This window comes from Candidatus Pseudomonas auctus (assembly GCF_048654275.1).
Lineage (GTDB): Bacteria > Pseudomonadota > Gammaproteobacteria > Pseudomonadales > Pseudomonadaceae > Aquipseudomonas > Aquipseudomonas pharyngis.
The window spans coordinates 99,846-121,287 of record NZ_JBJYZK010000011.1; the positions used below are offsets into that span (position 1 = coordinate 99,846).

The 21,442-nt window shown below is 62.3% G+C and carries 18 protein-coding genes; 4 read left to right on the top strand and 14 right to left on the bottom strand.

Features of this window, described 5'->3' with window-relative positions; all coding sequences use genetic code 11:
* Positions 1 to 25: 25 nt before the first annotated feature.
* Positions 26 to 1,396 (top strand): cell envelope integrity protein CreD, encoded by a 1,371-nt coding sequence (gene creD / locus ACKUG4_RS20185; RefSeq protein WP_064599929.1) that lies wholly within the window; start codon positions 26 to 28, stop codon positions 1,394 to 1,396.
* An 87-nt stretch (positions 1,397 to 1,483) separates the two neighbouring features.
* Here the strand turns inward: creD and ACKUG4_RS20190 are convergent, their stop codons facing one another.
* The 8 genes from ACKUG4_RS20190 to ACKUG4_RS20225 form a co-directional block, all read right to left on the bottom strand.
* On the bottom strand, positions 1,484 to 2,113 hold the full coding sequence (locus ACKUG4_RS20190) for a glutathione S-transferase (RefSeq protein WP_064600969.1): 630 nt from the start codon (positions 2,111 to 2,113) through the stop codon (positions 1,484 to 1,486).
* 160 nt (positions 2,114 to 2,273) lie between these two features.
* Complete coding sequence (locus ACKUG4_RS20195; protein ID WP_445434685.1) at positions 2,274 to 2,453, bottom strand: hypothetical protein; 180 nt, start codon at positions 2,451 to 2,453, stop codon at positions 2,274 to 2,276.
* The gene (locus ACKUG4_RS20200) at positions 2,450 to 3,580 is read right to left on the bottom strand and encodes a PepSY-associated TM helix domain-containing protein (protein WP_064599921.1); all 1,131 of its coding nucleotides are present in this window, start codon (positions 3,578 to 3,580) and stop codon (positions 2,450 to 2,452) included. Before ACKUG4_RS20200 ends, ACKUG4_RS20195 begins: the two co-directional genes overlap by 4 nt.
* A 74-nt stretch (positions 3,581 to 3,654) precedes the next feature.
* Positions 3,655 to 6,081: a TonB-dependent siderophore receptor gene (locus tag ACKUG4_RS20205; RefSeq protein ID WP_445434686.1), complete on the bottom strand. Its 2,427-nt coding sequence runs from the start codon at positions 6,079 to 6,081 to the stop codon at positions 3,655 to 3,657.
* A 178-nt stretch (positions 6,082 to 6,259) separates the two neighbouring features.
* Complete coding sequence (locus ACKUG4_RS20210; protein WP_445434687.1) at positions 6,260 to 7,231, bottom strand: FecR domain-containing protein; 972 nt, start codon at positions 7,229 to 7,231, stop codon at positions 6,260 to 6,262.
* Positions 7,228 to 7,746, bottom strand: coding sequence for an RNA polymerase sigma factor (locus tag ACKUG4_RS20215; RefSeq protein WP_039768032.1), 519 nt, complete (start codon positions 7,744 to 7,746; stop codon positions 7,228 to 7,230). The genes ACKUG4_RS20210 and ACKUG4_RS20215 overlap by 4 nt, the downstream gene beginning before the upstream one ends.
* A gap of 109 nt (positions 7,747 to 7,855) precedes the next feature.
* A complete protein-coding gene (locus tag ACKUG4_RS20220) occupies positions 7,856 to 8,563 on the bottom strand; it encodes a 3'-5' exonuclease (protein WP_085612965.1) in 708 nt (235 codons plus the stop codon).
* Positions 8,560 to 10,500, bottom strand: a complete 1,941-nt coding sequence (locus tag ACKUG4_RS20225) for a putative nucleotidyltransferase substrate binding domain-containing protein (RefSeq protein WP_445434688.1) — start codon at positions 10,498 to 10,500, stop codon at positions 8,560 to 8,562. The genes ACKUG4_RS20220 and ACKUG4_RS20225 overlap by 4 nt, the downstream gene beginning before the upstream one ends.
* Positions 10,501 to 10,753: 253 nt before the next feature.
* Between ACKUG4_RS20225 and ACKUG4_RS20230 the strand changes: the two genes are divergently transcribed.
* Positions 10,754 to 11,200, top strand: a complete 447-nt coding sequence (locus tag ACKUG4_RS20230) for a response regulator (protein WP_064599912.1) — start codon at positions 10,754 to 10,756, stop codon at positions 11,198 to 11,200.
* A 69-nt stretch (positions 11,201 to 11,269) separates the two neighbouring features.
* Here the strand turns inward: ACKUG4_RS20230 and ACKUG4_RS20235 are convergent, their stop codons facing one another.
* Positions 11,270 to 13,447 carry a malate synthase G gene (locus ACKUG4_RS20235; RefSeq protein WP_445434689.1) on the bottom strand — a complete coding sequence of 726 codons (2,178 nt, stop codon included), beginning with the start codon at positions 13,445 to 13,447 and terminating at the stop codon, positions 11,270 to 11,272.
* A 454-nt stretch (positions 13,448 to 13,901) separates the two neighbouring features.
* Between ACKUG4_RS20235 and ACKUG4_RS20240 the strand changes: the two genes are divergently transcribed.
* Positions 13,902 to 14,420 (top strand): glycine cleavage system transcriptional repressor, encoded by a 519-nt coding sequence (locus tag ACKUG4_RS20240; protein WP_085646901.1) that lies wholly within the window; start codon positions 13,902 to 13,904, stop codon positions 14,418 to 14,420.
* Between the two features lie 223 nt (positions 14,421 to 14,643).
* Here ACKUG4_RS20240 and rarD read toward each other — a convergent pair whose 3' ends face one another.
* The 5 genes from rarD to ACKUG4_RS20265 all read right to left on the bottom strand — a co-directional run bounded on the left by rarD (position 14,644) and on the right by ACKUG4_RS20265 (position 20,220).
* Positions 14,644 to 15,531 (bottom strand): EamA family transporter RarD, encoded by an 888-nt coding sequence (rarD, locus tag ACKUG4_RS20245; protein ID WP_445434690.1) that lies wholly within the window; start codon positions 15,529 to 15,531, stop codon positions 14,644 to 14,646.
* Between the two features lie 66 nt (positions 15,532 to 15,597).
* Complete coding sequence (locus ACKUG4_RS20250; RefSeq protein WP_064599903.1) at positions 15,598 to 16,572, bottom strand: SrkA family protein kinase; 975 nt, start codon at positions 16,570 to 16,572, stop codon at positions 15,598 to 15,600.
* A gap of 116 nt (positions 16,573 to 16,688) precedes the next feature.
* Positions 16,689 to 18,590: a PhoX family protein gene (locus tag ACKUG4_RS20255; RefSeq protein WP_445434691.1), complete on the bottom strand. Its 1,902-nt coding sequence runs from the start codon at positions 18,588 to 18,590 to the stop codon at positions 16,689 to 16,691.
* Positions 18,591 to 18,659: 69 nt separating this feature from the next.
* Positions 18,660 to 19,424, bottom strand: a complete 765-nt coding sequence (locus tag ACKUG4_RS20260) for a TOBE domain-containing protein (RefSeq protein WP_445434692.1) — start codon at positions 19,422 to 19,424, stop codon at positions 18,660 to 18,662.
* Between the two features lie 58 nt (positions 19,425 to 19,482).
* Positions 19,483 to 20,220 (bottom strand): ComFC family protein, encoded by a 738-nt coding sequence (locus ACKUG4_RS20265; protein ID WP_445434693.1) that lies wholly within the window; start codon positions 20,218 to 20,220, stop codon positions 19,483 to 19,485.
* Positions 20,221 to 20,311: 91 nt separating this feature from the next.
* Here ACKUG4_RS20265 and bioB point away from each other — a divergent pair, with 91 nt between their 5' ends.
* A complete protein-coding gene (gene bioB / locus ACKUG4_RS20270; protein WP_445434694.1) occupies positions 20,312 to 21,367 on the top strand; it encodes a biotin synthase BioB in 1,056 nt (351 codons plus the stop codon).
* Positions 21,368 to 21,442: the final 75 nt, after the last annotated feature.

Genomic DNA, 21,442 nt, shown 5'->3' on the forward strand with positions numbered 1-21,442 from the left:
TGCCCATCGAAACAGGGAGAGTCCCATGAACAAAAGTCTGACGATAAAACTCGGGGCCATTGCCCTGCTGATCCTGGTGTTGCTGGTGCCGCTGTTGATGATCGACGGCATCATCGATGATCGCCAGCAACTGCGTGACGGTGTGCTGGAAGACATCGCCAGAAGCTCAAGCTACAGCCAGCAACTCAGCGGGCCGGTGATGGTTGTGCCGTATCGCAAGGTGGTGCGCACCTGGAAGACCAAAGAGAAGAGTGACGAGCGATACCAGGAAATCGGTGAGGAACGCGGACGCCTTTATTTCCTCCCGGAGCGTTTTGAACTCGACGGCCAGGTGCAGACCGAGCTGCGTGCCCGGGGCATTTACGAGGCGCGGCTGTTCCATGCCGACAACCGCATCAGTGGGCATTTCTCGCTGCCGGCGCAGTTGGGGATCAAGGAGGATTTTGCCGATTACACATTCGATGCGCCGTTCCTGGCGGTCGGCATCAGTGACATTCGCGGGATCGAAAATGCGCTGAAGCTGGAACTGGGCGCGCAACGCCTGGACTTCGTGCCCGGTACTCAGGTTGGCTGGCTGGGCGAGGGTGTGCGAGTGACGCTGCCGGCGCTGGACACGGGCAAGACCACGGAACTGGCCTTCGGTTTCGACTTGCGCCTGCAAGGCACCGGTTCGTTGCAGGTGCTGCCGGTGGGCAAGACCAGCCGGGTAAACCTCGCCGCCAACTGGCCGCACCCAAGCTTCATCGGTAACTTCCTGCCGGCCAGGCGCGAGATCAACGATCAGGGTTTTACCGCTGACTGGCAGACCTCGTTTTTCTCCACCAATTTGCAAGAAGCGATGAGCCGTTGTGTGTCGGGCAATGATTGCGAGGCGTTCAACGGGCGCAGTTTCGGCGTGAGCTTCATCGATCCGGTGGATCAGTATCTGAAGAGCGACCGGGCGATCAAATATGCGCTGCTGTTCATCGTTCTGACGTTCGCCGGTTTCTTCCTGTTCGAAGTGCTGAAAAGCCTGGCGGTGCACCCTGTGCAATACGCGCTGGTGGGTGTGGCGCTGGCGTTCTTTTATCTGTTGCTGCTGTCGTTGTCGGAGCACATCGGGTTTGCCCTGGCGTATCTGTTGTCGGCCAGCGGTTGTGTGCTGTTGATCGGGTTCTACGTCTGCCACGTGCTGCGCAGCGTACGTCATGGCTTGAGTTTTTCGGCGGGGCTGGCGGCGTTGTATGGCTTGCTCTACGGCCTGCTGAGCGCCGAGGATTACGCGCTGCTGATGGGCTCGCTGCTGCTGTTCGGTCTGCTCGGTGTGTTCATGGTGCTGACCCGCAATCTGGATTGGTACGGGATCGGGCAGAAACCGGCCAAACCGTTGGAATTCGATATCGGAGCGGTGCAATGAGCCGGTTCGTGGGGCTGCGTGAGGAGCAGCGGGAGGCCGAGTTGTTGATGACGCTGATCTTTGCCTCGCTGCCTCCCGCCCGGCACATCAAACCTTCGGCATCGTCGCAATCATCGACGGCCGCTGGCTCACTTCAAAGAACCAGTTGGCCAGTTGCGGATTGGCGTCACGCCAGCCCAGATCCGGGAAGCGCAGGTCGAGATAACCCAGTGCACAGGCCACGCTGATCGCGGCGACGTCGAAGTGGCAGGTCAGTTCGGCAATCGCGTCGCGTTCCAGCAGGGCGAGGGCGCGGCGGATCTTCTCGCGCTGGGCCTCGAGCCATTCGTCCCAGTGTTTTTCCGGGGCGCGCAACACTTGCTCGTAACGCACCATGACCGAGGCGTCCATGATCCCGTCGGCCATCGAGGCCAGGGTCAGGCGCCGCCAGCGGGCCGAGCCGTCGCGGGGAATCAGCGGGTTGCCGACGTGCTGGTGGTCGAGGTAATCGAGGATCACCCGGCTGTCATGGATGACATTGCCGTCGGCCAGGCGCAGGGCCGGGATCTTGCCCAGCGGGTTGTCTTCGTTGAGGGCGGCGTCCGGGCTGACAGGGCTGAGCACGCAATCCTGCAGCGCGACGCGATCCTGCTGGCCGGTCTCGTGCAACAGCACCATGACTTTGCGCACGAACGGGGACAGGGTGTTGTGGAACAGGGTCATGCTGGGAGCGGACATTGGCAGGGTCTCGGTCAGGGGCAATGACGGGCAGCATAGCCTGTCAGCGCCTTGGCTCAAGCCTTTTGTGGGAGCGAGCCTGCTCGCGATAGCGGACTGTCAGTCAACTGGATTGTGAATGAACAGACGCTATCGCGAGCAGGCTCGCTCCCACAGGTTTTCAGCTTCGCTGCAGTAATCCCTTCAATCCCAGAATTGCCGGCACTCCGAGCCCCACCCAGCTCAATCCATCCCAGATCCCGTCACCCAGCAGCGCCGCGAACAGGCCCGCCGCACTCAGCAGCGCGATCACCAGCGGCGTGCTGAAGACTTTCCAGAAATTCGACTGACGCGGGTTCATGCAGCGGCCTCTGCCGTTTCCAACACCGGTTTCGCGGCCTTGCGCCGCACCACCCACAGGTACACGCCGCTGGCGAGGACGATGATGGTCAGCACGTCCAGCGTGGCCCAGAGGATTTTCATCGGCATGCCGCCGTAGTCACCGAAGTGCAGCGGCTGCGACATGCCCATGGCGTCCATGTACCACGGTCGCTCTGCCACCGCCGTGACTTGCAGGGTGCTGGCGTCGATCAGCACCGGGGTCAGCAGGTGCGAGGTCAGGTGGGTGCCGCCCTTCATGAATACCGAGTAGTGGTGCTCGCTGGAAAAACGGGTGCCGGGGAAGGCGATGAAGTCCGGTTTCATCCCCGGTGTGACGTCACTGGCAATCTCCAGCACACGGGTGGCCGGGGCCAGTTGCGTCAGCGGCGGGGCATCGCGGTAGGGCGCGATCAGGGTCGTCAGGGCTTCGGCCCGCCACGCGGCGATCAGCAGATCGGCGCAGGCGCTGATGACACCGGTCACGCCGACCACCAGCGCCCAGGTCAGGGTCACCACGCCGATCAGGTTATGCAGGTCGAGCCAGCGCAGGCGGGTGGATTTGTCCTGGCGCACCGTGCCGAACTTCAAGCGGCGCATGAACGGCAGGTACAACACCGTGCCGGACACGATCGCGACCACGAACAGCAAACCCATGAACGCCAGCAGCAGCTTGCCCGGCAGCCCGGCGAACATGTCGACGTGCAGGCGCAGGATAAACAGCATCAGCCCGCCGTTGGCCGACGGCATTTCCAGGGCTTCGCCGGTGCGCGCGTCGAGCATGAAGGTGTGCGAGGAGTTGGGCTCGGTACCGGCGGTCCTGGCCATGATCGTCAGCACGGCATTCGGTTCGTCGTCTTCGAAGCCGAAATACTGCACCACCTCGCCGGGCCGATGCTTTTCCGCCGCTTCGACCAGTTGCGCCAGGTTCAGATGCGGCGTGCCCGCCGGCATCACCCGCAACTCGGGCGCATCGCCCAGCAGGTGGTCGATCTCGTGATGGAAAATCAGCGGCAGGCCGGTCAGGGCCAGCAGCAGCAAAAACACGGTGCAGATCAGGCTGGTCCAGGTGTGGACGAAGGACCAGCGGCGAATTGTTTTACTTTTCATTTCATGACCTTCAAAAACACCCAAGCCGTCCACGAGGGACGGCCTGGTTGCAGGGCCTGTTTCAGCTCAGGCGCTTACCACTTGTAAGTGGCGCTGGCGACGACGCTGCGCTGGTCGCCGTAGTAGCAGTAGAAGCTGTCGCAGGTGGAAATGTAATCCTTGTCCAGCAGGTTGGTGGCGTTGAGTGCCAGCGACGCGCCTTTGAGGCTGTTGTCCAGACGGCCGAGGTCGTAATGCACGGCGGCGTCGAACACGGTGTAGGCGTCCGCCTTGCCCAGCCAGGTGTTGGCTTTGTCGCCGTAAGTGTTGCCGGTGTAGCGCGCGCCGGCACCGATGCCGAAGCCGTCGAGCACGCCGCTGTGCCAGGTGTAATCGGCCCACAGTGAGGCTTGCTGATTCGGCATCAGTTGCAGGCGGTTGCCCTTGTCGGCGCCGTTCTGCACTTCGGACTTGGCCAGGGTGTACGCGGCGATGACCTTCAGGTTGTCGGTAACGTCGGAGACGGCTTCCAGCTCCAGGCCTTTGACTTTGACTTCACCGGTCTGGCTGGTGATCGATACGCCGTTGACGAACGAGCTGACCGAGACGTTTTTCTGGGTCAGGTCATACACGGCCGCAGTCAGCAGGGTCTTGCTGCCCGGTGGCTGGTACTTGATGCCCAGTTCCCACTGCTTGCCTTCGGTGGGTTTGAGCGATTCGGTCGACGAGGCGTCGGCGCCAGTGGTCGGCTGGAACGATTCGGCGTAGGACAGGTACGGTACGAAACCGGAGTCGAAGACATAGCTGATCGCCGCGTTACCGCTGAACGCCTTGTCGCGCTGGGTGTTGGTGGCGTCGCCCTTGTTGATGAATTGAGTGCTGGTGTGCACCCAGTCTTCACGGCCACCGAGGGTCAGGCGCCATTGGTCCAGGGCCATTTGGTCCTGGACGTAGAGGCCGGTCTGGTAGGTTTTCTGGTTGTAATCGTAGAACGCGGTGGAGCGTGCCGGACGCACGATCGGCTGACCATGGATCGGGTTGTTCACGTTGATCTCCGGCGCACTGCCGAAGATCGAGGTGTAGTTGGTGTTGCTGCGCTGGTGATCCAGACCCAGCAGCAGAGTGTGGCGGATGTCGCCGGTGGCGAAGTCGGCCTGGAAGTTGTTGTCCACGGCGAACTGGCTGATGTCTTCGTCGACGATGGTCGTGGTACGGCCGACGTTACCGTCATTGTCCACTTGAGTGAACGGATACGAGCCGACGGTGATGCCCTGGAACGACAGATCCGACTTGGTGTAACGCAGGTTCTGCTTGAACTGCCAGGTATCGTTCAGGCGATGTTCGAAGGCATAGCCCAGCGCGTAATAGGTGCGGTCGTAGTATTCCCAGTCCGGATCGCCGAGGTTCTTGTGGTGGGAAACCTTGCCGAACGGCATGTCGATCTTGGTGCCCTGCACCGGCAGGAACTGGCTGGTGATGCCGGTATCGTCGCGGGTGAATTGGGTCAGCAGGGTGAATTTTGTGTCGTCGTCGATGTTCCAGGTCAGGCTCGGCGCGATGTTGTAGCGCTTGTTGTCGACGTGGTCGATCTGCGTGCCGCTGTCACGTACCACACCGCTGAGGCCGTAGAGAAACTGGCCGGCGTCGTCGATCTTGCCGGTGCTGGCGAAGTTGATCTGGCGGTGGTTGTCGCTGCCGTATTGCAGCTGGATTTCGCTGCTCTGCACATCGCTCGGACGACGGCTGACCATGTCCAGCAGGCCGCCCGGCGGGGTCTGGCCGTAGACGGACGAGGCCGGGCCGCGCAGCAGGGCGAGGCGGTCGAGGTTCCAGGTTTCCTGTTTCGGGTTGGCGTACACGCCTTTTGGCAGGGGCAGGCCGTCGAGGAACTGGGTCGGTTCGAAGCCGCGCACGCGCAGCCAGTCGGCGCGGGTGTCGCTGCCGTAGCTGCTGGCGGTAATGCCCGGCATGTAGCGCACGGCGTCATCGAGGCTGTGCACGCCTCGGTTTTCCATTTGCTGGCGCGTGGCGACCGAAATCGAACGCGGCGCTTCGACCAGTGCGGTGTCGGTCTTGGTGCCGGCGGCGGTGCGGGTGGCGGTGTAGCCTTCGACCGGGCCCCAGGCGCTTTCGAAGTTTTCCACGCCGATCACCGAGGTTTCCGGCAGGGCCATCGCGCCTTCCGGCACGGCGACCAGGGTGTAGGTGCCGGCGCCGCTCTGTTCCAGTTGCAGACCGGTGCCACGCAGCGCCGCGCGCAGGGCGCCGGCCGCGTCATATTGGCCGTTGACCGGCGCCGAGGTCTTGCCCGCCGCCAGCGACGGGTTCAGCGACAGCGTGAGGCCGCCCTGGCTGGCGATCTGGTTCAGGGTGGTCGACAACGGAGCCGCCGGCAGGTTGTAGGCGCGTACGCTCGACGCCTGTTCAGCGGCGATCAGTTGGCTGCTGGCCAGCGGGGTGCAGAGGGCAATGGCGACCGCCAGCAAACTGGGGCGCAACAAGGTGTCTAGCGAACGGGACATACGGCGGCTCCTGAATGGAAATATTTCTCAATTGCCTGTGTGCCGGACGAGATTCGAAAAGTGATAGGGCTGGATGAAAATAATTTCGATTAACGAACGACATGGCTGCGCAAGTCAGCAGAAAGTCCGTTTTCAGGGGTGTGGCAGGCGGCCTGTCGTGGGCAGGCAGTGCTGAATGTCAGGGCTTCGGATCAGCCTTGGCCACGGTCACCCACCATGGCGTGTGCTGCTCGATCTGCACCGGCAGGGTCGGCAGCAGGGCGTTCAGCGCCTTGTCGGTGTCGTGCAGCGGGAAGCTGCCGGTGATGCGCAGGTCGGCGACTTCCGGCGCGATGCCCAGATGGCCGCGACGATAGCGGCCAAGTTCATGCACCAGGTCTTCCAGGCGCGCGTTGTCCACCACCAGCATGCCGCGGGTCCAGGCATCGGCGCCGGGGTTGAGCGCCACCACCGAATCCAGACCGTTTTGGCGGATCAGCACTTGCTGGCCTTCGCGCAGGATCTGTTCCTGCGGATCGGATTGCGGATGCGCCGCCACCGCCGACTGCAGAACGCTCAGGCGCGTGCCGGCGTCTTCGCGTTTGACCAGGAACCGCGTGCCCAGGGCGCGCATGCTGCCCTCGGCGGTTTCGACGATGAACGGCCGCGCATCGCCGTGACCGGTTTCGACGAGGATTTCGCCTTCCTGCAACACGATCAGGCGTTGTTTCTCATCGAAGCGGACATCCACGGCGCTGTGGGTGTTGAGGTTGAGTACGGTGCCGTCGGCCAGACGCACGGTGCGCTGTTCGCCGGTGGCGGTGCGTTGATCGGCGAGCCAGTAATCCAGCGGCAGATAACGTTCGCCGGAAAACAAGGCCAGCCCGACCACCGCCACGACACTGGCCAGCCCGCTGCCCAGCTTGCGCACCCGGCGGCGGATACCTTCGCGCGATTGCAGCAACGCGTTGCGTGCCGGACCCTTGGCCACGCTGAAACGCTGGTCGAGCATGCCCAACTGGCGCCAGGCGCGGGCGTGTTCTTCGTTGGCCGCGTGCCACTTGGCGAACTCTTCGCGCTCCAGTGGGGTGCTGGAATCGAGGGTCAATTGCCAGGCAATCGCCGCGTCCAGCACATGGGCCGGGACCGGTCTAGAACTGGCCGGGCTCATGTTGGCTCACCGTACAGCGCGATGTAGCACTGGCGGATACCCTGGGCCAGATACTGGCGTACGCGCGGGACCGACACGCCGAGTTTGTCGGCGATCTCGGCGTGGGTCAGGCCATCGAGGCGGTTATAGAGGAAAGCGGCGCGGGCCTTGGTCGACAGCTTGCCGAGCATGCGGTCGATGGCCTTGAGGTCTTCGAGGATCAGTTGCTGCTCTTCGACCGAGGGCTGTTCGCCCTCGGGGATCAGCATCAGTTCGGTCAGATACGCCTGTTCCAGCGCGGCCCGGCGGAAGTAGTCGAACAGCAACCCTTTGGCGATCGCCACCAGAAACGCCCGGGGTTCGCGGGGTGTCAGCAACTCGTCGCGGCCGAGCAGGCGGACGAAGGTGTCCTGGCTCAGGTCTTCGGCGCGTTGCGGGCAAGCCACGTTGCGCCGCAGCCAGGCCAGCAGCCAGCCGCGGTGGTCGCGATACAACGCACCGACGAGCTCACTGTGAGGGCTTTGGGCTGAAGACACGACGACACCGACTGGGAAGTGTTAACTAACGAGAATTGTTCGCGATTGTGGCAGAGGTGGGAATGGTTAGCAATTGGCCACCGGTCGGGTTGTCGGGCGAAAACCCGATTCAGAACGAATGCGTCTGCTGTCGGCGTTTCCACTGACTCAAGCGTTGCTGCAGATTCAGCGGACTGTGGATCTGCTGCTGGCGTGCCCGGCTGAACAGGATCAGCGCCAGTTCCGCCGTGGCCAGAGCATCGGCGCTCGCATGGTGACGTTCGAACACTTCGAGCTTGAACCAGTCGATCCACTCGTCCAGCCCCGCCTCGCGAATGTGCGCCTGCGGGCAAACCAGCGGGGCGATCTGCGCCACATCGAGGAACACCGTCTGCAACTTGTGCCCCAGATGTTCCTTCAATGCGCGCCCGAGCATGTGCTGGTCGAAGGAGGCGTGAAACGCCAGCACCGGACTGTCGCCGATAAACTCCAGCAGCTCGACCAGGGCTTCGGTGGGCTCGCTGCCGGCGGCAATCGCGCTCGGTGCCAGACCGTGAATCAGCACGCTCGGGCCGAGTTTCAGCTCGCGGCATTGCAGGGTGCGTTCGAACTGCTGACTGAAGTCGATCGCTCCGTCCTCGATCACCACCGCGCCGATCGACAGCACCCGGTCCTTGTTCAGGTTCAGCCCGGTGGTTTCCAGGTCCAGCACCACCCAACGCTGTTCGCGCAGGCTGCACTCGCGCAGCTCGCCGATGGCCGGCAGTTTCGTCAGGCGTTGTTGCAGGTCGTGCGGCACAACGGGGCTGGCCGGGCGCAGCCACGAAAACAGGCTCATAGCTGATACCGCAAGGTCAGGCTGCTTTGCAGGCGCTGGGCCTGGCGCAGGGATTCACGCAGGATGCGCCGGTCCAGATGATTGAGGCTGTCGGGATCGACCCGGTTCGAGTACGGCTGGTTTTCCCGGGTCTGCAGTTGATGCTGCTGCATGCGCGTCTGCTGGATGAAGTGGTAGGCCTCTTCGTACGCGGCGCCATCCAGCCGGTCGATGACTTCTTTATCCACCAGTTGGCGAAAGCGTTCGAGGGTGTTGTTGGCGTCGATGCCATGGGCCAGTGCGAGCAAACGTGCGCCGTCGACAAAGGGTGTCAGGCCCTGGATTTTCAGGTCCAGCGTGGCTTTCTCGCCGTTCTTGCGGGTCAGCACGAACTCACGGAATCGCCCAACCGGCGGACGGTTGCGCAAGGCGTTCTCGGCCATCATCCGCTGGAACAGACGATTGTCGCCGACCTGATCGAGAATCCCGCGGCGCAATTGCTCGCAGCCCTGTTCATCACCCCAGACCACGCGCAGGTCGAAATAGATGCTGGAGCCCAGCAGGTTCTCCGGCGTCGCCTCGCGAATGAACGCGGCAAAGCGTCGGGCCCATTCGGCGCGGGACAGGCACAGCTGTGGATTGCCGGCCATGACGTTGCCCTTGCACAGGGTGAAACCGCATTGCGCCAGGCTGGTATTGATCTGCTGGGCGATGGGCAGCAGCTTGCCGCGAATCTCCGCCGCATGGGCCGCATCCCGCGCGTCGAACAGAATGCCGTTGTCCTGATCGGTGTGCAGAGTCTGCTCGCGCCGGCCTTCGCTGCCGAAGCACAGCCAACTGAACGGTACGCCGGGGTCGCCTTTTTCGGCGAGGGTCAGTTCGATTACCCGGCACACGGTGTGATCGTTGAGCAGGGTGATGATGTGGGTGATCTGGGTCGACGAGGCACCGTGAGCCAGCATGCGCTCCACCAGTTGGCCGATCTCGCCGCGCAGGGTCACCAGTTGTTCGACCCGTTGGGCGCTGCGAATGGTCCGCGCCAGGTGCACCAGATCGACCCGTTGCAGCGAGAACAGATCCCGTTCGGAAACCACGCCGCACAGGCGTCGATCCTTGACCAGACACACGTGGGCGATATGCCGCTCGGTCATGGCAATCGCCGCGTCGAAGGCGCTGTGATCCGGCGACAGATGGAACGGCGAGCGGGTCATGTGCCGTTCGATCGGCTCGCTGAAATCATCAACCCCTTCAGCCACGACATGGCGCAGGTCGCGCAGGGTGAAAATCCCCAGCGGGGCCTTTTGCTCGTCCACCGCGACGATGCTGCCGACCTGTTGTTCGTGCATCAACTTCACCGCTTCGCGCAGTGGGGTGGAGGGGTTGCAGGTCACCGGATGGCGCATGGCCAATTCGCCGAGACGGGTGTTCAGCGAGTATTGGGTGCCGAGGGTTTCCACGGCTTTCTGCTGGACTTGCTGATTGACCTGATCGAGCAGGCTGCTGACTCCGCGCAGGGCGAAGTCGCGGAAGGTGCTGGAAAGGGCGAACAGCTTGATGAACGCCAGTTTGTTCAGTTGCAGGCAGAAGGTGTCTTCGCCGGCCAGGTGTTCGGTGCGGGTCGCCCGTTCGCCGAGCAGCGCAGCGAGGGGAAAACACTCGCCGGTGGTGATTTCAAACGTGGTTTCGGTGCCGCCCTTGGCCGTGTGCGGACGCTCGCCGACCACTCGGCCCTGCTTGACGATATAGAAATGTTCGACCGGCCCGTCGGCGGGTTTGATGATGCTTTCGCCCTGACCGTAGAAGCGCAGCTGGCATTGCTCCACCAGATAGGCCAGGTGGGCATGTTCCATTTGATTGAAAGGGGGGAAGCGCTGGAGGAATTGCAAAGTGCCCTGAATGTTCTGCAACACCGCGGTTTTCCCTGCCTGGGTGAAGGCGTCCGCTTTACTCATAACCATTACCGCAGTCTTTTTCGAATTGTTGTTGTCGGATCGTTGCAGCCATGGTCGACCCCATCGCGCGGGGTGCCCATTGGACGTAAGTCTAGGTTGGGCATGCCGTTGGGGAATTTTCGGATATGCCCTACAAAATCAGTCGGAAATTCTTCGGTTCGCCCCTTGGAAAAAAATCCGACGAAGTGCACATTGAAGCTCTGCCCAGCGATGTCTGACCACTGTGCCAGGGGATCGAATTGAAAACGTAGAGAACGCCATGTCCGACCACGATATTTTGAGCGACGCCGAGCGCGAAGCGCTCAGCGCTGTAATGCTCGAACCCGATCTGCCACCGCAGCGCGTATTGATCGTCGATGACGACAAGGACGCCCGGGAACTGTTGTCGGAGATTCTCGGGTTGGACGGTATTCGTTGCATGACCGCGGCCAGCGGTGAGTCCGCGCTGAAGATGCTCGAGGAAAGGCCCTCCATCGGCCTGGTGATCACCGATCTGCGGATGGGCAATGTCGATGGCCTGGACCTGATTCGTCAGGTGCGTGAATCGGTACGGGCGGCGATGCCGATCATCATTGTTTCGGGCGATGCCGACGTGAAGGACGCGATCGCGGCGATGCATTTGAGCGTGGTGGATTTCCTGCTCAAACCGATCGATACCGCCAAATTGCTCGGTCTCGTCAGACATGAGTTGGGCATCGAGCCCTAGCCATCCAGCGCAAACAAAAAAGCCCTGATCGAAAGATCAGGGCTTTTTCATGTCCGGCATCCGCGCAGGTTACAGGCCGTTGGCAGCCTTGAACTCGCGACGACGACGGTGCAGGACCGGCTCGGTGTAGCCGTTCGGCTGTTTGGTGCCCTCGATCACCAGTTCGACTGCCGCCTGGAAGGCGATGTTGCTGTCGAAGTTCGGGGCCAGCGGGCGGTACAGCGGGTCGTTGGCGTTCTGACGGTCTACCACCGGCGCCATGCGCTTGAGGCTTTCCATCACTTGCGCTTCGGTCACGACACCGTGACGCAGCCAGTTGGCGATGTGCTGGCTGGAGATACGCAGCGTCGCACGGTCTTCCATCAGGCCGACGTCGTTGATGTCAGGCACTTTCGAGCAGCCCACGCCCTGATCGATCCAGCGCACCACGTAACCGAGAATGCCCTGGGCGTTGTTGTCCAGTTCGTTCTTGATCTGCTCCGGGGTCCAGTTCGGGTTGACCGCCAGCGGGATGGTCAGGATGTCATCGACCGAAGCGCGGGCGCGTTTGGCCAGCTCGGCCTGACGGGCGAACACGTCGACCTTGTGGTAGTGCAGCGCGTGCAGCGCAGCGGCGGTCGGCGACGGAACCCAGGCGGTGTTGGCGCCGGCCATCGGGTGAGCGATTTTCTGTTCGAGCATCGCCGCCATCAGGTCGGGCATCGCCCACATGCCTTTACCGATTTGCGCACGACCTTGCAGGCCGGTGCTCAGACCGATATCGACGTTCCAGTTTTCGTAGGCGCCGATCCACTTCTCGGCCTTCATGTCAGCCTTGCGAACCACCGGGCCGGCTTCCATGGAGGTGTGGATTTCGTCGCCGGTGCGGTCGAGGAAACCGGTGTTGATGAACACCACGCGCTCGCTGGCAGCCTGGATGCAGGCCTTGAGGTTGACCGTGGTACGGCGTTCCTCGTCCATGATCCCGACTTTCAGGGTGTTGCGTTTGAGGCCCAGTACGTCTTCGATGCGACCGAACAGCTCGTTGGTGAACGCCGCTTCTTCCGGGCCGTGCATCTTCGGCTTGACGATGTAGACGGAACCGGTGCGGGTGTTCTTGCGCGAAGTGTTGCCGTTCAGGTTGTGCATCGCCGCGAGGCAAGTCACCAGACCGTCGAGGATGCCTTCCGGCACTTCGTTGCCGTGCTTGTCGAGGATCGCGTCGATGGTCATCAGGTGGCCGACGTTGCGCACGAACAGCAGCGAGCGGCCGTGCAGGGTCAGTTCGCTACCGTCGACCTTGGTGTAGGTACGATCCGGGTTCATGGTGCGGGTGAAGGTCTGGCCGCCCTTGGACACGGATTCCGCCAGGTCGCCTTTCATCAGGCCCAGCCAGTTGCGGTAAATCACCACTTTGTCGTCGGCATCGACAGCAGCCACGGAGTCTTCGCAGTCCATGATGGTGGTCAGGGCCGCTTCCATCAGGATGTCTTTGACGCCGGCGGCATCGGTCTGGCCGACCGGGGTGCTGGCGTCGATCTGGATTTCGAAGTGCAGGCCGTTGTTCTTCAGCAGGATCGCGATCGGCGCATTGGCGTCGCCCTGGAAACCGATCAGCTGTGCGTCGTTGCGCAGGCCGCTGGTGCTGCCGCCCTTGAGGGTGACGACCAGTTTGCCGCCAGCGATCTTGTAGCCGGTGGAATCGACGTGAGAGCCGGTCGCCAGTGGCGCGGCTTCGTCGAGAAATGCACGGGCGAAGGCGATGACTTTGTCGCCACGCACCTTGTTGTAGCCTTTGCCTTTTTCCGCGCCGCCGGCTTCGCTGATGGCATCGGTGCCATACAGGGCGTCGTACAGCGAACCCCAGCGGGCGTTCGAGGCGTTGAGGGCGAAGCGGGCGTTCATCACCGGCACCACGAGTTGCGGGCCGGCGGTACGGGCGATTTCGTCATCGACGTTTTGCGTCGTTGCCTGGAAATCAGCCGCTTCTGGCAGCAGATAACCGATCTCTTGCAGGAAGGCTTTATAGGCCACGGCGTCGTGGGGCTGACCGGCACGGCTCTGGTGCCAGCCATCGATACGAGCCTGGAAGTCATCGCGTTTGGCGAGTAGGGCTTTGTTCTTCGGCGCCAGGTCGTGAATGACCTTGTCGGCACCTTCCCAGAATTTGTCGGCGGTGAGGCCGGTACCGGGAATGGCTTCGTTGTTCACGAAGTCGAACAGGACTTTGGCGACCTGCAGGCCACCGACTTGAACGTGTTCAGTCATTGCTTGCCTCACTCTGCTCAGCTATTTCGCTTTTCAGCTCGTCAATTTAACAATGAAGCCTCTGGCCATTTAAACCACAAACCCCTCGACCAGTACATGCCATCGCTGGCGGCTGGGCTGGGACCAATCAACGGCTTGGGGGCCTTGCTGACGGGGCTTTCAGGGTTGCGAACGTGCCTTGGGCAGACATCGATCCAGCGTTATGTAGTGCGCGCTGCGGCATACTACATGATGAGTTGCGGTTGTGAAAATCGGACTAATTACGTCGTTCTGCGACCCCATGACGCATTGCGGTCACGGCGCGGAACTGGATGTTCTCAAAAAACCAATGGATTGTTCCAGTTAAATATAAAAAGTTGTACACGATTTGTGACTTCGAGCGTCTGAGGCGTCTGTGGAACGCTTGCCTATACTTGCTTTTCTATAACAAAAGTCATGACAAGAGGGCTGCGCCATGGATCACCTCGTACTCACCGTCTTCGCACCGGACAAGCCCGGGCAGGTCGAGCGCATCGCCCAATGCATTGCCGAACACGGCGGCAACTGGCTGGAAAGCCGCCTGTCACGGATGGCCGGGCAGTTCGCCGGGATCCTGCGGGTGGGCGTGCCGGCGGAGGCTTACGACGAATTAGTCGATGCCTTACAAGCACTGTCGGCTCAGGGCATTCGCGTGTTGGTGGCGGAAAGCGGTATCGAACAGGCCTGCACCTGGAAACCGATCGCCATGGAACTGGTGGGCAATGATCGTCCCGGTATCGTGCGCGACATTACCCGGTTGCTGAGCGAGCAGGGCGTCAACCTCGAACGGCTGGTGACCGAAGTGCGCCCGGCGCCGATGAGCAGTGAACCGCTGTTCCACGCCGAGGCGATTCTGGCGGTGCCGCTGACCCTGTCGCTGGACGTGCTGCAATCGCGTCTGGAAACCCTGGCCGATGACTTGATGGTGGAACTGGTGCTGCGCACTGATCCATGAGAACGGAATGGGTTATCCAGTTTTAGCGTGCACCTGCCTGTGGATAACCTGTAGAGACCGAGCGCCAGGCCACGTCCGCCGTGGCCTGGCGAAGATTGATCAAAAAACCGCCAGCATTCAGTGACTTGCACACAAACGGCGGGGATCACGCTGTGGATAACCTTGGGAAGGAACGATACAGGCCACGAGAACCGTGGCCTGTGGAGGTTTGTGCGTTTTTTGATCAGCTGCGCCGGCGCAAGCTCATCCATGCATCGACGCTGTACACCGCCAGACCGGCCCAGATAAACATGAAGGCGATCAGCGTGCTGGACGACAAGTGCTCGCCGAACAGCAGCACGGCTTGCAGCAGTACCAACGTCGGCGCCAGGTATTGCAGGAAACCGAGGGTGGTGTAGGGCAGATGCCGCGCGGCCGCGTTGAAGCACACCAGCGGCACCAGCGTCACCGGGCCGGCCGCCACCAGCCACCAGGCTTGGGAGGTGGTCCAGAACTCGGCCTGGGCGCTGGTGGCGGTCGGATTGAACAGCAGCCACGCGAGGGCGATCGGCACCAGCATCCAGGTTTCCACCACCAGCCCCGGCAACGCCTTGACCGGCGCCTGCTTGCGGATCAGCCCGTAGAAACCGAAGGTCAGCGCCAGCACCAGCGATACCCACGGCAGACTGCCGACCTGCCACACCTGCTGCGCAACACCGACCGCCGCCAGACCAACCGCCAGCCACTGCATGCGCCGCAAGCGTTCGCCGAGGATCAGCATGCCCAGCAGCACGTTCACCAGTGGGTTGATGTAGTAACCGAGGCTCGCTTCCAGCATCCGGCCGTTGTTCACCGACCACACGTAGGTCAGCCAGTTGGCCGCGATCAAGGTGCCGCTGAGCGCAAGAATCGCCAGGCGTTTCGGGTTGTCGCGCAGCTCCTGCCACCAGCCGGGATGCTTCCACACCAGCAACAGCAGCGCGCCGAACAGTGCCGACCACAGCACCCGGTGAATGATGATTTCCACCGCCGGCACTTCGGCGATGGCTTTGAAGTAGAGCGGGAACAGTCCCCAGATGATGTAGGCGCTCAGGCCCAGAATGTACCCGCGACGCGGGTTGGCGGCTTGCATGCAGAATCCTTGCTTAGGCAGCTAACAAAGCAGCGATTGTACGGGCAGTTGTATAGACGTGTCGTGTCAGAAAAGCTTCAACGGCTCTTCGTTCAACGCCGCCAGTTGCTCGCGCAACGCCAGCACCTGATCGCCCCAATACCGCTCGCTGCCGAACCACGGAAAGCTGCGGGGGAACGCCGGATCGTCCCAGCGCCGGGCCAGCCAGGCGCTGTAATGCATCAGGCGCAGGGCGCGCAGCGGTTCGATCAGCGCCAGTTCGCGCGGGTCGAAGTCATGGAATTCGTTGTAGCCGTCCATCAATTCCGACAGCTGCCCGAGACAATCCTGACGGTCGCCGGCGAGCATCATCCAGATGTCCTGCACCGCCGGGCCCATGCGGCAGTCGTCGAGGTCGACGATGTGGAACATCTCGTCGCGGCACATCATGTTGCCGGGGTGGCAGTCGCCGTGCATGCGGATGTTCTGGTGCGGCGTGCTGGCGTAGACGTCTTCCACGCGCTTGAGCAGGTCGCGGGCGACGGACTCGTAGGCCGGCAGCAGGCTCTTGGGAATGAAGTTGCCTTCCAGCAGGGTGGCCAGCGAGTCATGGCCGAAGTTCTTCACCGCCAGCGCTTCGCGGTGCTCGAACGGTTTGGTGCCGCCGACCGCGTGCATGCGCCCGAGCAACTGGCCGAGGCGATACAGCTGATCGAGATTGCCCGGCTCCGGCGCCCGGCCACCGCGACGGGGAAACAGGGTGAAACGGAAACCGGCGTGTTCGTGCAGGGTTTCGCCGTTGTGGATCAGTGGCGCCACCACCGGGATCTCGACGTCGGCCAGTTCGAAGGTGAACTGGTGTTCTTCGAGAATGGCTTCGTTGGTCCAGCGCTGCGGGCGATAGAACTTGGCGATCAGCGGTTCCGAGTCTTCGATGCCGACCTGATAGACGCGGTTTTCATAACTGTTGAGCGCCAGAATGCGCGCGTCGCTCAGGAAGCCGATGCTTTCGACGGCATCGAGCACGAGGTCTGGGGTAAGGGTTTCAAACGGGTGGGCCATGCTGACTCCTGCGCGCAGCAGGCTGCCGCGTCCGGCTCAGCATGGTAGCGCAGACGGGCTGTCTTGAGTGGGATCGTTCCCGTGCAGTGCACGGGAACGATCAGAGCTTCGCCCGATCAGGCGCCGACGATCCCGCCATCCTCACGGGTAATCGCCATCACCGATGACCGAGGCTTGCCGTTCGGCAGGTGCTCGGGGAAGGTCGAACCGCCGTTCTCGCCCGGGTGCTGAATCCCGACGAACAGGGTTTTCTGATCCGGCGAGAAGCTGATCCCGGTGACTTCACAGCCGATCGGCCCGACCATGAACCGGCGAATTTCCCCGGTTGCAGGATCGGCGCAGAGCATCTGGTTGTTGCCCATCCCGGCGAAATCACCGGCGTTGCTCGAGTCGCCGTCGGTGAGAATCCACAACCGTCCGGCCTTGTCGAAACCGAGGCCATCGGGGCTGTTGAACATGTTTTGCGGGGTGATATTCGACGAGCCGCCCTTCGGCGTACCGGCGTGGACGCCCGGGTTGCCGGCGACCACGAACAGATCCCAGGCGAAAGTTTTCGCCGCGTGATCGTCGCGGTCGGTGCGCCAGCGCAGGATCTGTCCGTAGACGTTTTTCTCGCGCGGGTTCGGCCCGCCCACCGGTTGGCCGTCTTCGCCGCGCTTGGCGTTGTTGGTCAGGGTGCAATAGACCTGGCCGTCTTTCGGGCTGACCACGATCCACTCCGGACGGTCCATGCGCGTGGCGCCGACCACGCTGGCGGCGAGACGCGCGTGAATCAGCACTTCGGCCTGATCGGCGAAACCGCTGCTGGCGTCAATGCCGTTCTTGCCGTGGGTCAGTTCGATCCACTGGCCCTGGCCTTTCGGGTGATCCGGATTGCCGTCGCCGGCATCGAACCTGGCGACGTACAGCGTGCCGTGATCGAGGATGTCGCGGTTGGCCTTGGCGTTGCGGTGATTGATCTTGTCGCGGCTGACGAATTTGTAGATGAACTCGCCGCGTTCATCGTCGCCCATGTAAACCACGGCGCGACCGTCGTCGGTCTCGGCCAGTGCGGCGTTTTCATGTTTGAAGCGGCCCAGCGCAGTGCGTTTGACCGGGGTCGATTGCGGGTCGAACGGGTCGATCTCCACGACCCAGCCGTGACGGTTGAGTTCGTTGGGGTTCTTGGCCATGTCGAAGCGCGGATCGTGAGGGTGCCAGTTGATCTCTTTGCTGGTGGCGACCACGCCGTAGCGTTTCTGCGCCGGGTCGAACTGTTGCTGGGCGTTGCTGCTGCCGAAGCAGTCGGTGAAGTTCTCTTCGCAGGTCAGATAAGTGCCCCACGGTGTCTTGCCGTTGGCGCAGTTCTGGAAGGTACCGAGGACTTTTTTGCCGTGCTTGTCGGCGCTGGTTTTCAGCAATTCGTGGCCGGCAGCCGGGCCGCTGAGGCGGATCGGCGTGTTGCCGTGGATGCGTCGGTTGTAGCGCGAACCCTGAACGAACTGCCACTGGCCGTTCTTGCGCTGCACTTCGATCACCGACACGCCTTCGCAGGCCAGGGCCTTGCGCACGTCTTCGGCCGACTGCGGCATGCCGCCGTGCGGATAGAGGTAGCGGTAGTTGGTGTATTCGTTGTTGATCGCCATCAACGCGCGGTTTTTCTCGCCCGGGAATTCGAACAGGCTCATGCCGTCGTTGTTGTCGCCGAATTGCACTTCCTGTGCAGCCGCGGTGCCATTGCCGCTCGGGTCGAAGGCCGGGCCGTTCTTGTGCAGCGGTTGACCCCAGCTGATCAGCACCGACGACTTGTAGCCTTTGGGCAGGCTGATGGTGTCAGTGGTGGCGGCTGGAATGCTGTCGAAGCCGAGCAGACGGCTGTTGCCGGCGCTGACACTGGCGGCCAGCACGCTGCGACTCAGCAGGTTGCCGCCGAGGAACATCGCCGCGCCGCACAGCGCGCCGGCGCTGATGAAACCGCGACGGCTCAGGCCGACCATTTTTTCCAGGTCTGTGGATTGGTTTTCTTCTAATAGGCTCACATCAGGCTCCCTGCATGGTTTTGGCAGCCACCTTAATGCGGGTCGATGACGCTTTCGTTGCAGTGCTGTTTAGAGCGGTGTGCCCAGCAGCACATTGGATGGCGAGAACTGCACCTGCACCGGTTGCTCGACCTTCAGACCACGGCTGCGCAAGTCCAGCGGTTCGGCCAGCGCGCACAGGGTCTGGCCGTTGGGCAGCGCGATGCGCACTTCGCTCGGGCCGTCTGCGGCGTCGAGAATCGCCTCGATCCGACCGTTCAACAGGTTGTGGCCGACGGCAGGCGTGGCCTGTGGCGCGAGCAGTTCGAGCCAGCCGGCCTTGATCAGCGCCACCACTTCGGTGCCCGGTTGCAGTTCCAGATGGACGGTGCTGTCGTGGGTGATCTGCGCGTCGATCGACAGGCCTTCAGCCAGTTCGAGGCGGATCAGGTCGTTGCGGCCCTGACCTTCGATCAGCACGACTTTGCCGTGCAGCTGGTTGCGTGCGCTGGTCCTGAGCATCAGCCGACCGAGCAGATCCAGATCGCTGGCATCCTCGGCCGCCTCCAGTACCTGGGCCTGCAAGGCTTGCAGCTTTTGATAGAGGCGCAGCACTCGCTCGCCCTCGCTCGACAGTTTGGCTCCGCCACCGCCCTTGCCGCCTACCGCGCGCTCGACCAGAGGCTTTTGCGCGAGGTTGTTCAGCTCATCGATGGCATCCCACGCCGCCTTGTAACTCAGGCCGGCGCTCTTCGCGGCGCGGGTGATCGAACCCTGTTCGGCGATGTGTTGCAGCAAGGCGATGCGCTGCGGACGGCGGACGATGTGCTGGGACAACAGACTGGGCAGGGACATGGCGGACGCTTTGTACTGAAGGGTTGAGTGAGGACGTTGGCGACTCGTGGCGTATCCGTCAAGCCGCGTCGCCGGGTTTTGGCGTGCGGGCCAGGCAGTACACATCCACCCGCGCGGCGCCGGCGTCCATCAGCAAACGGGCCAGCGCCTGGGCGGTGGCACCGGTGGTCAGCACGTCGTCGACCAGGGCCAGGTGCCGGCCTTTCACCTGGGCATCGGGGCTCAAGGCGAAGGCGTATCGCAGATTGTGTTTCCGCGCCTTGGCGTTCAGCGCCTGCTGGGCGTCAGTATCCTGCACCCGCAAAAGACTGTGTTCCTCGCAAGGCAGGTCGAGTGACTTGCCCAGCCACTGCGCGAGCATCGCCGCTTGGTTGAAGCCGCGCTGGCGCAAGCGTTTCGGCGCAAGCGGCACCGGTAGCAGGGCGTCCGGGCGAGGCAGGTCTTCTTCGAAGCGATGTTGCAGAAACTCGCCGAGAACGTCGGCGAGCAAGTGGCCAAGCGGCCATTTGGCGTTGTGCTTGAAACGGGTGATCAGGGTGTCCACCGGAAAACCGTAAATCCAGGGCACGGCCACCTGTTCGAAGGCCGGTGGATCCTGCAGGCAGCCACCACAGGTCAGGCCGGCGGCGAGGGGCAGGGCGCAGGTCAGGCATTGATCGCCCAACCACGGCAAATCGGTTTCGCAGGCGGTGCAGATCGGGATTTGCGCGTCTGCCGGTTCGTCGCACAACAAGCAGTTCTGTTTGTTTTTTAACCAGATGTAAACCGGCCTTTCGTAGCGTGGTTGACAGCGCATGACTCTTCCTTAAATATGCCGAACATCCGTGTCGTGCCTGTGGGTATTCCGTTTCCCCAGGCGCCAGCCAAGCATAACCAAGGAAACGCCCATGAGCGCCAGCACCACTGCCACCCTGCGTCACGACTGGACTTTGACCGAAGTCAAAGCACTCTTCGTTCAGCCATTCAACGACTTGCTGTTCCAGGCGCAGACGGTGCACCGCGCGCATTTCGACGCCAACCGCGTTCAGGTTTCCACCCTGTTGTCGATCAAGACCGGGGCCTGTCCGGAAGATTGCAAATATTGTCCGCAGTCCGGTCACTACAACACCGGGCTGGAAAAAGAAAAGCTCATGGAAGTGCAGAAAGTCCTCGAAGAGGCTGCCCGCGCCAAGGCCATCGGTTCGACCCGATTCTGCATGGGCGCGGCGTGGAAGCACCCGTCGGCCAAGGACATGCCTTACGTGCTGAAGATGGTCGAAGGCGTGAAGGCCATGGGCCTGGAAACCTGCATGACCCTCGGCCGTCTCGATCAGGACCAGACCGAAGCCCTGGCCAAGGCCGGGCTCGACTACTACAACCATAACCTCGATACCTCGCCGGAGTTCTACGGCAGCATCATCACCACCCGCACCTATGCCGAGCGTCTGCAGACCCTGGCCTATGTGCGCGATGCGGGGATGAAAATCTGCTCCGGCGGCATCCTCGGCATGGGCGAGTCCCTCGATGACCGCGCCAACCTGCTGATCCAGCTGGCCAACCTGCCGGAGCATCCGGAGTCGGTGCCGATCAACATGCTGGTGAAAGTGGCCGGCACGCCGCTGGAAAACGCCGACGACATCGATCCGTTCGATTTCATCCGCATGCTCGCCGTGGCGCGCATCCTCATGCCGCAATCCCACGTGCGCTTGTCCGCCGGTCGCGAAGCGATGAACGAGCAGATGCAGGCCCTGGCATTCTTCGCCGGTGCCAACTCGATCTTCTACGGCGACAAGCTGCTGACCACCGCCAACCCGCAGGCCGACAAGGACATGCAACTGTTCGCGCGCCTGGGCATTCAGCCGGAAGCCCGCGAAGAGCATGCCGACGAAGTCCACCAGGCCGCCATCGAGCAGGCGCTGGTGGAGCAGAAGAGCAGCGAGCAGTTCTATAACGCGGCGGTCTGAAACTCGCCCCGATTTGCTGAAGGAACACTCCCCTGTGGGAGCTGGCTTGCCAGCGATAGCGGACTGACAGTCGAC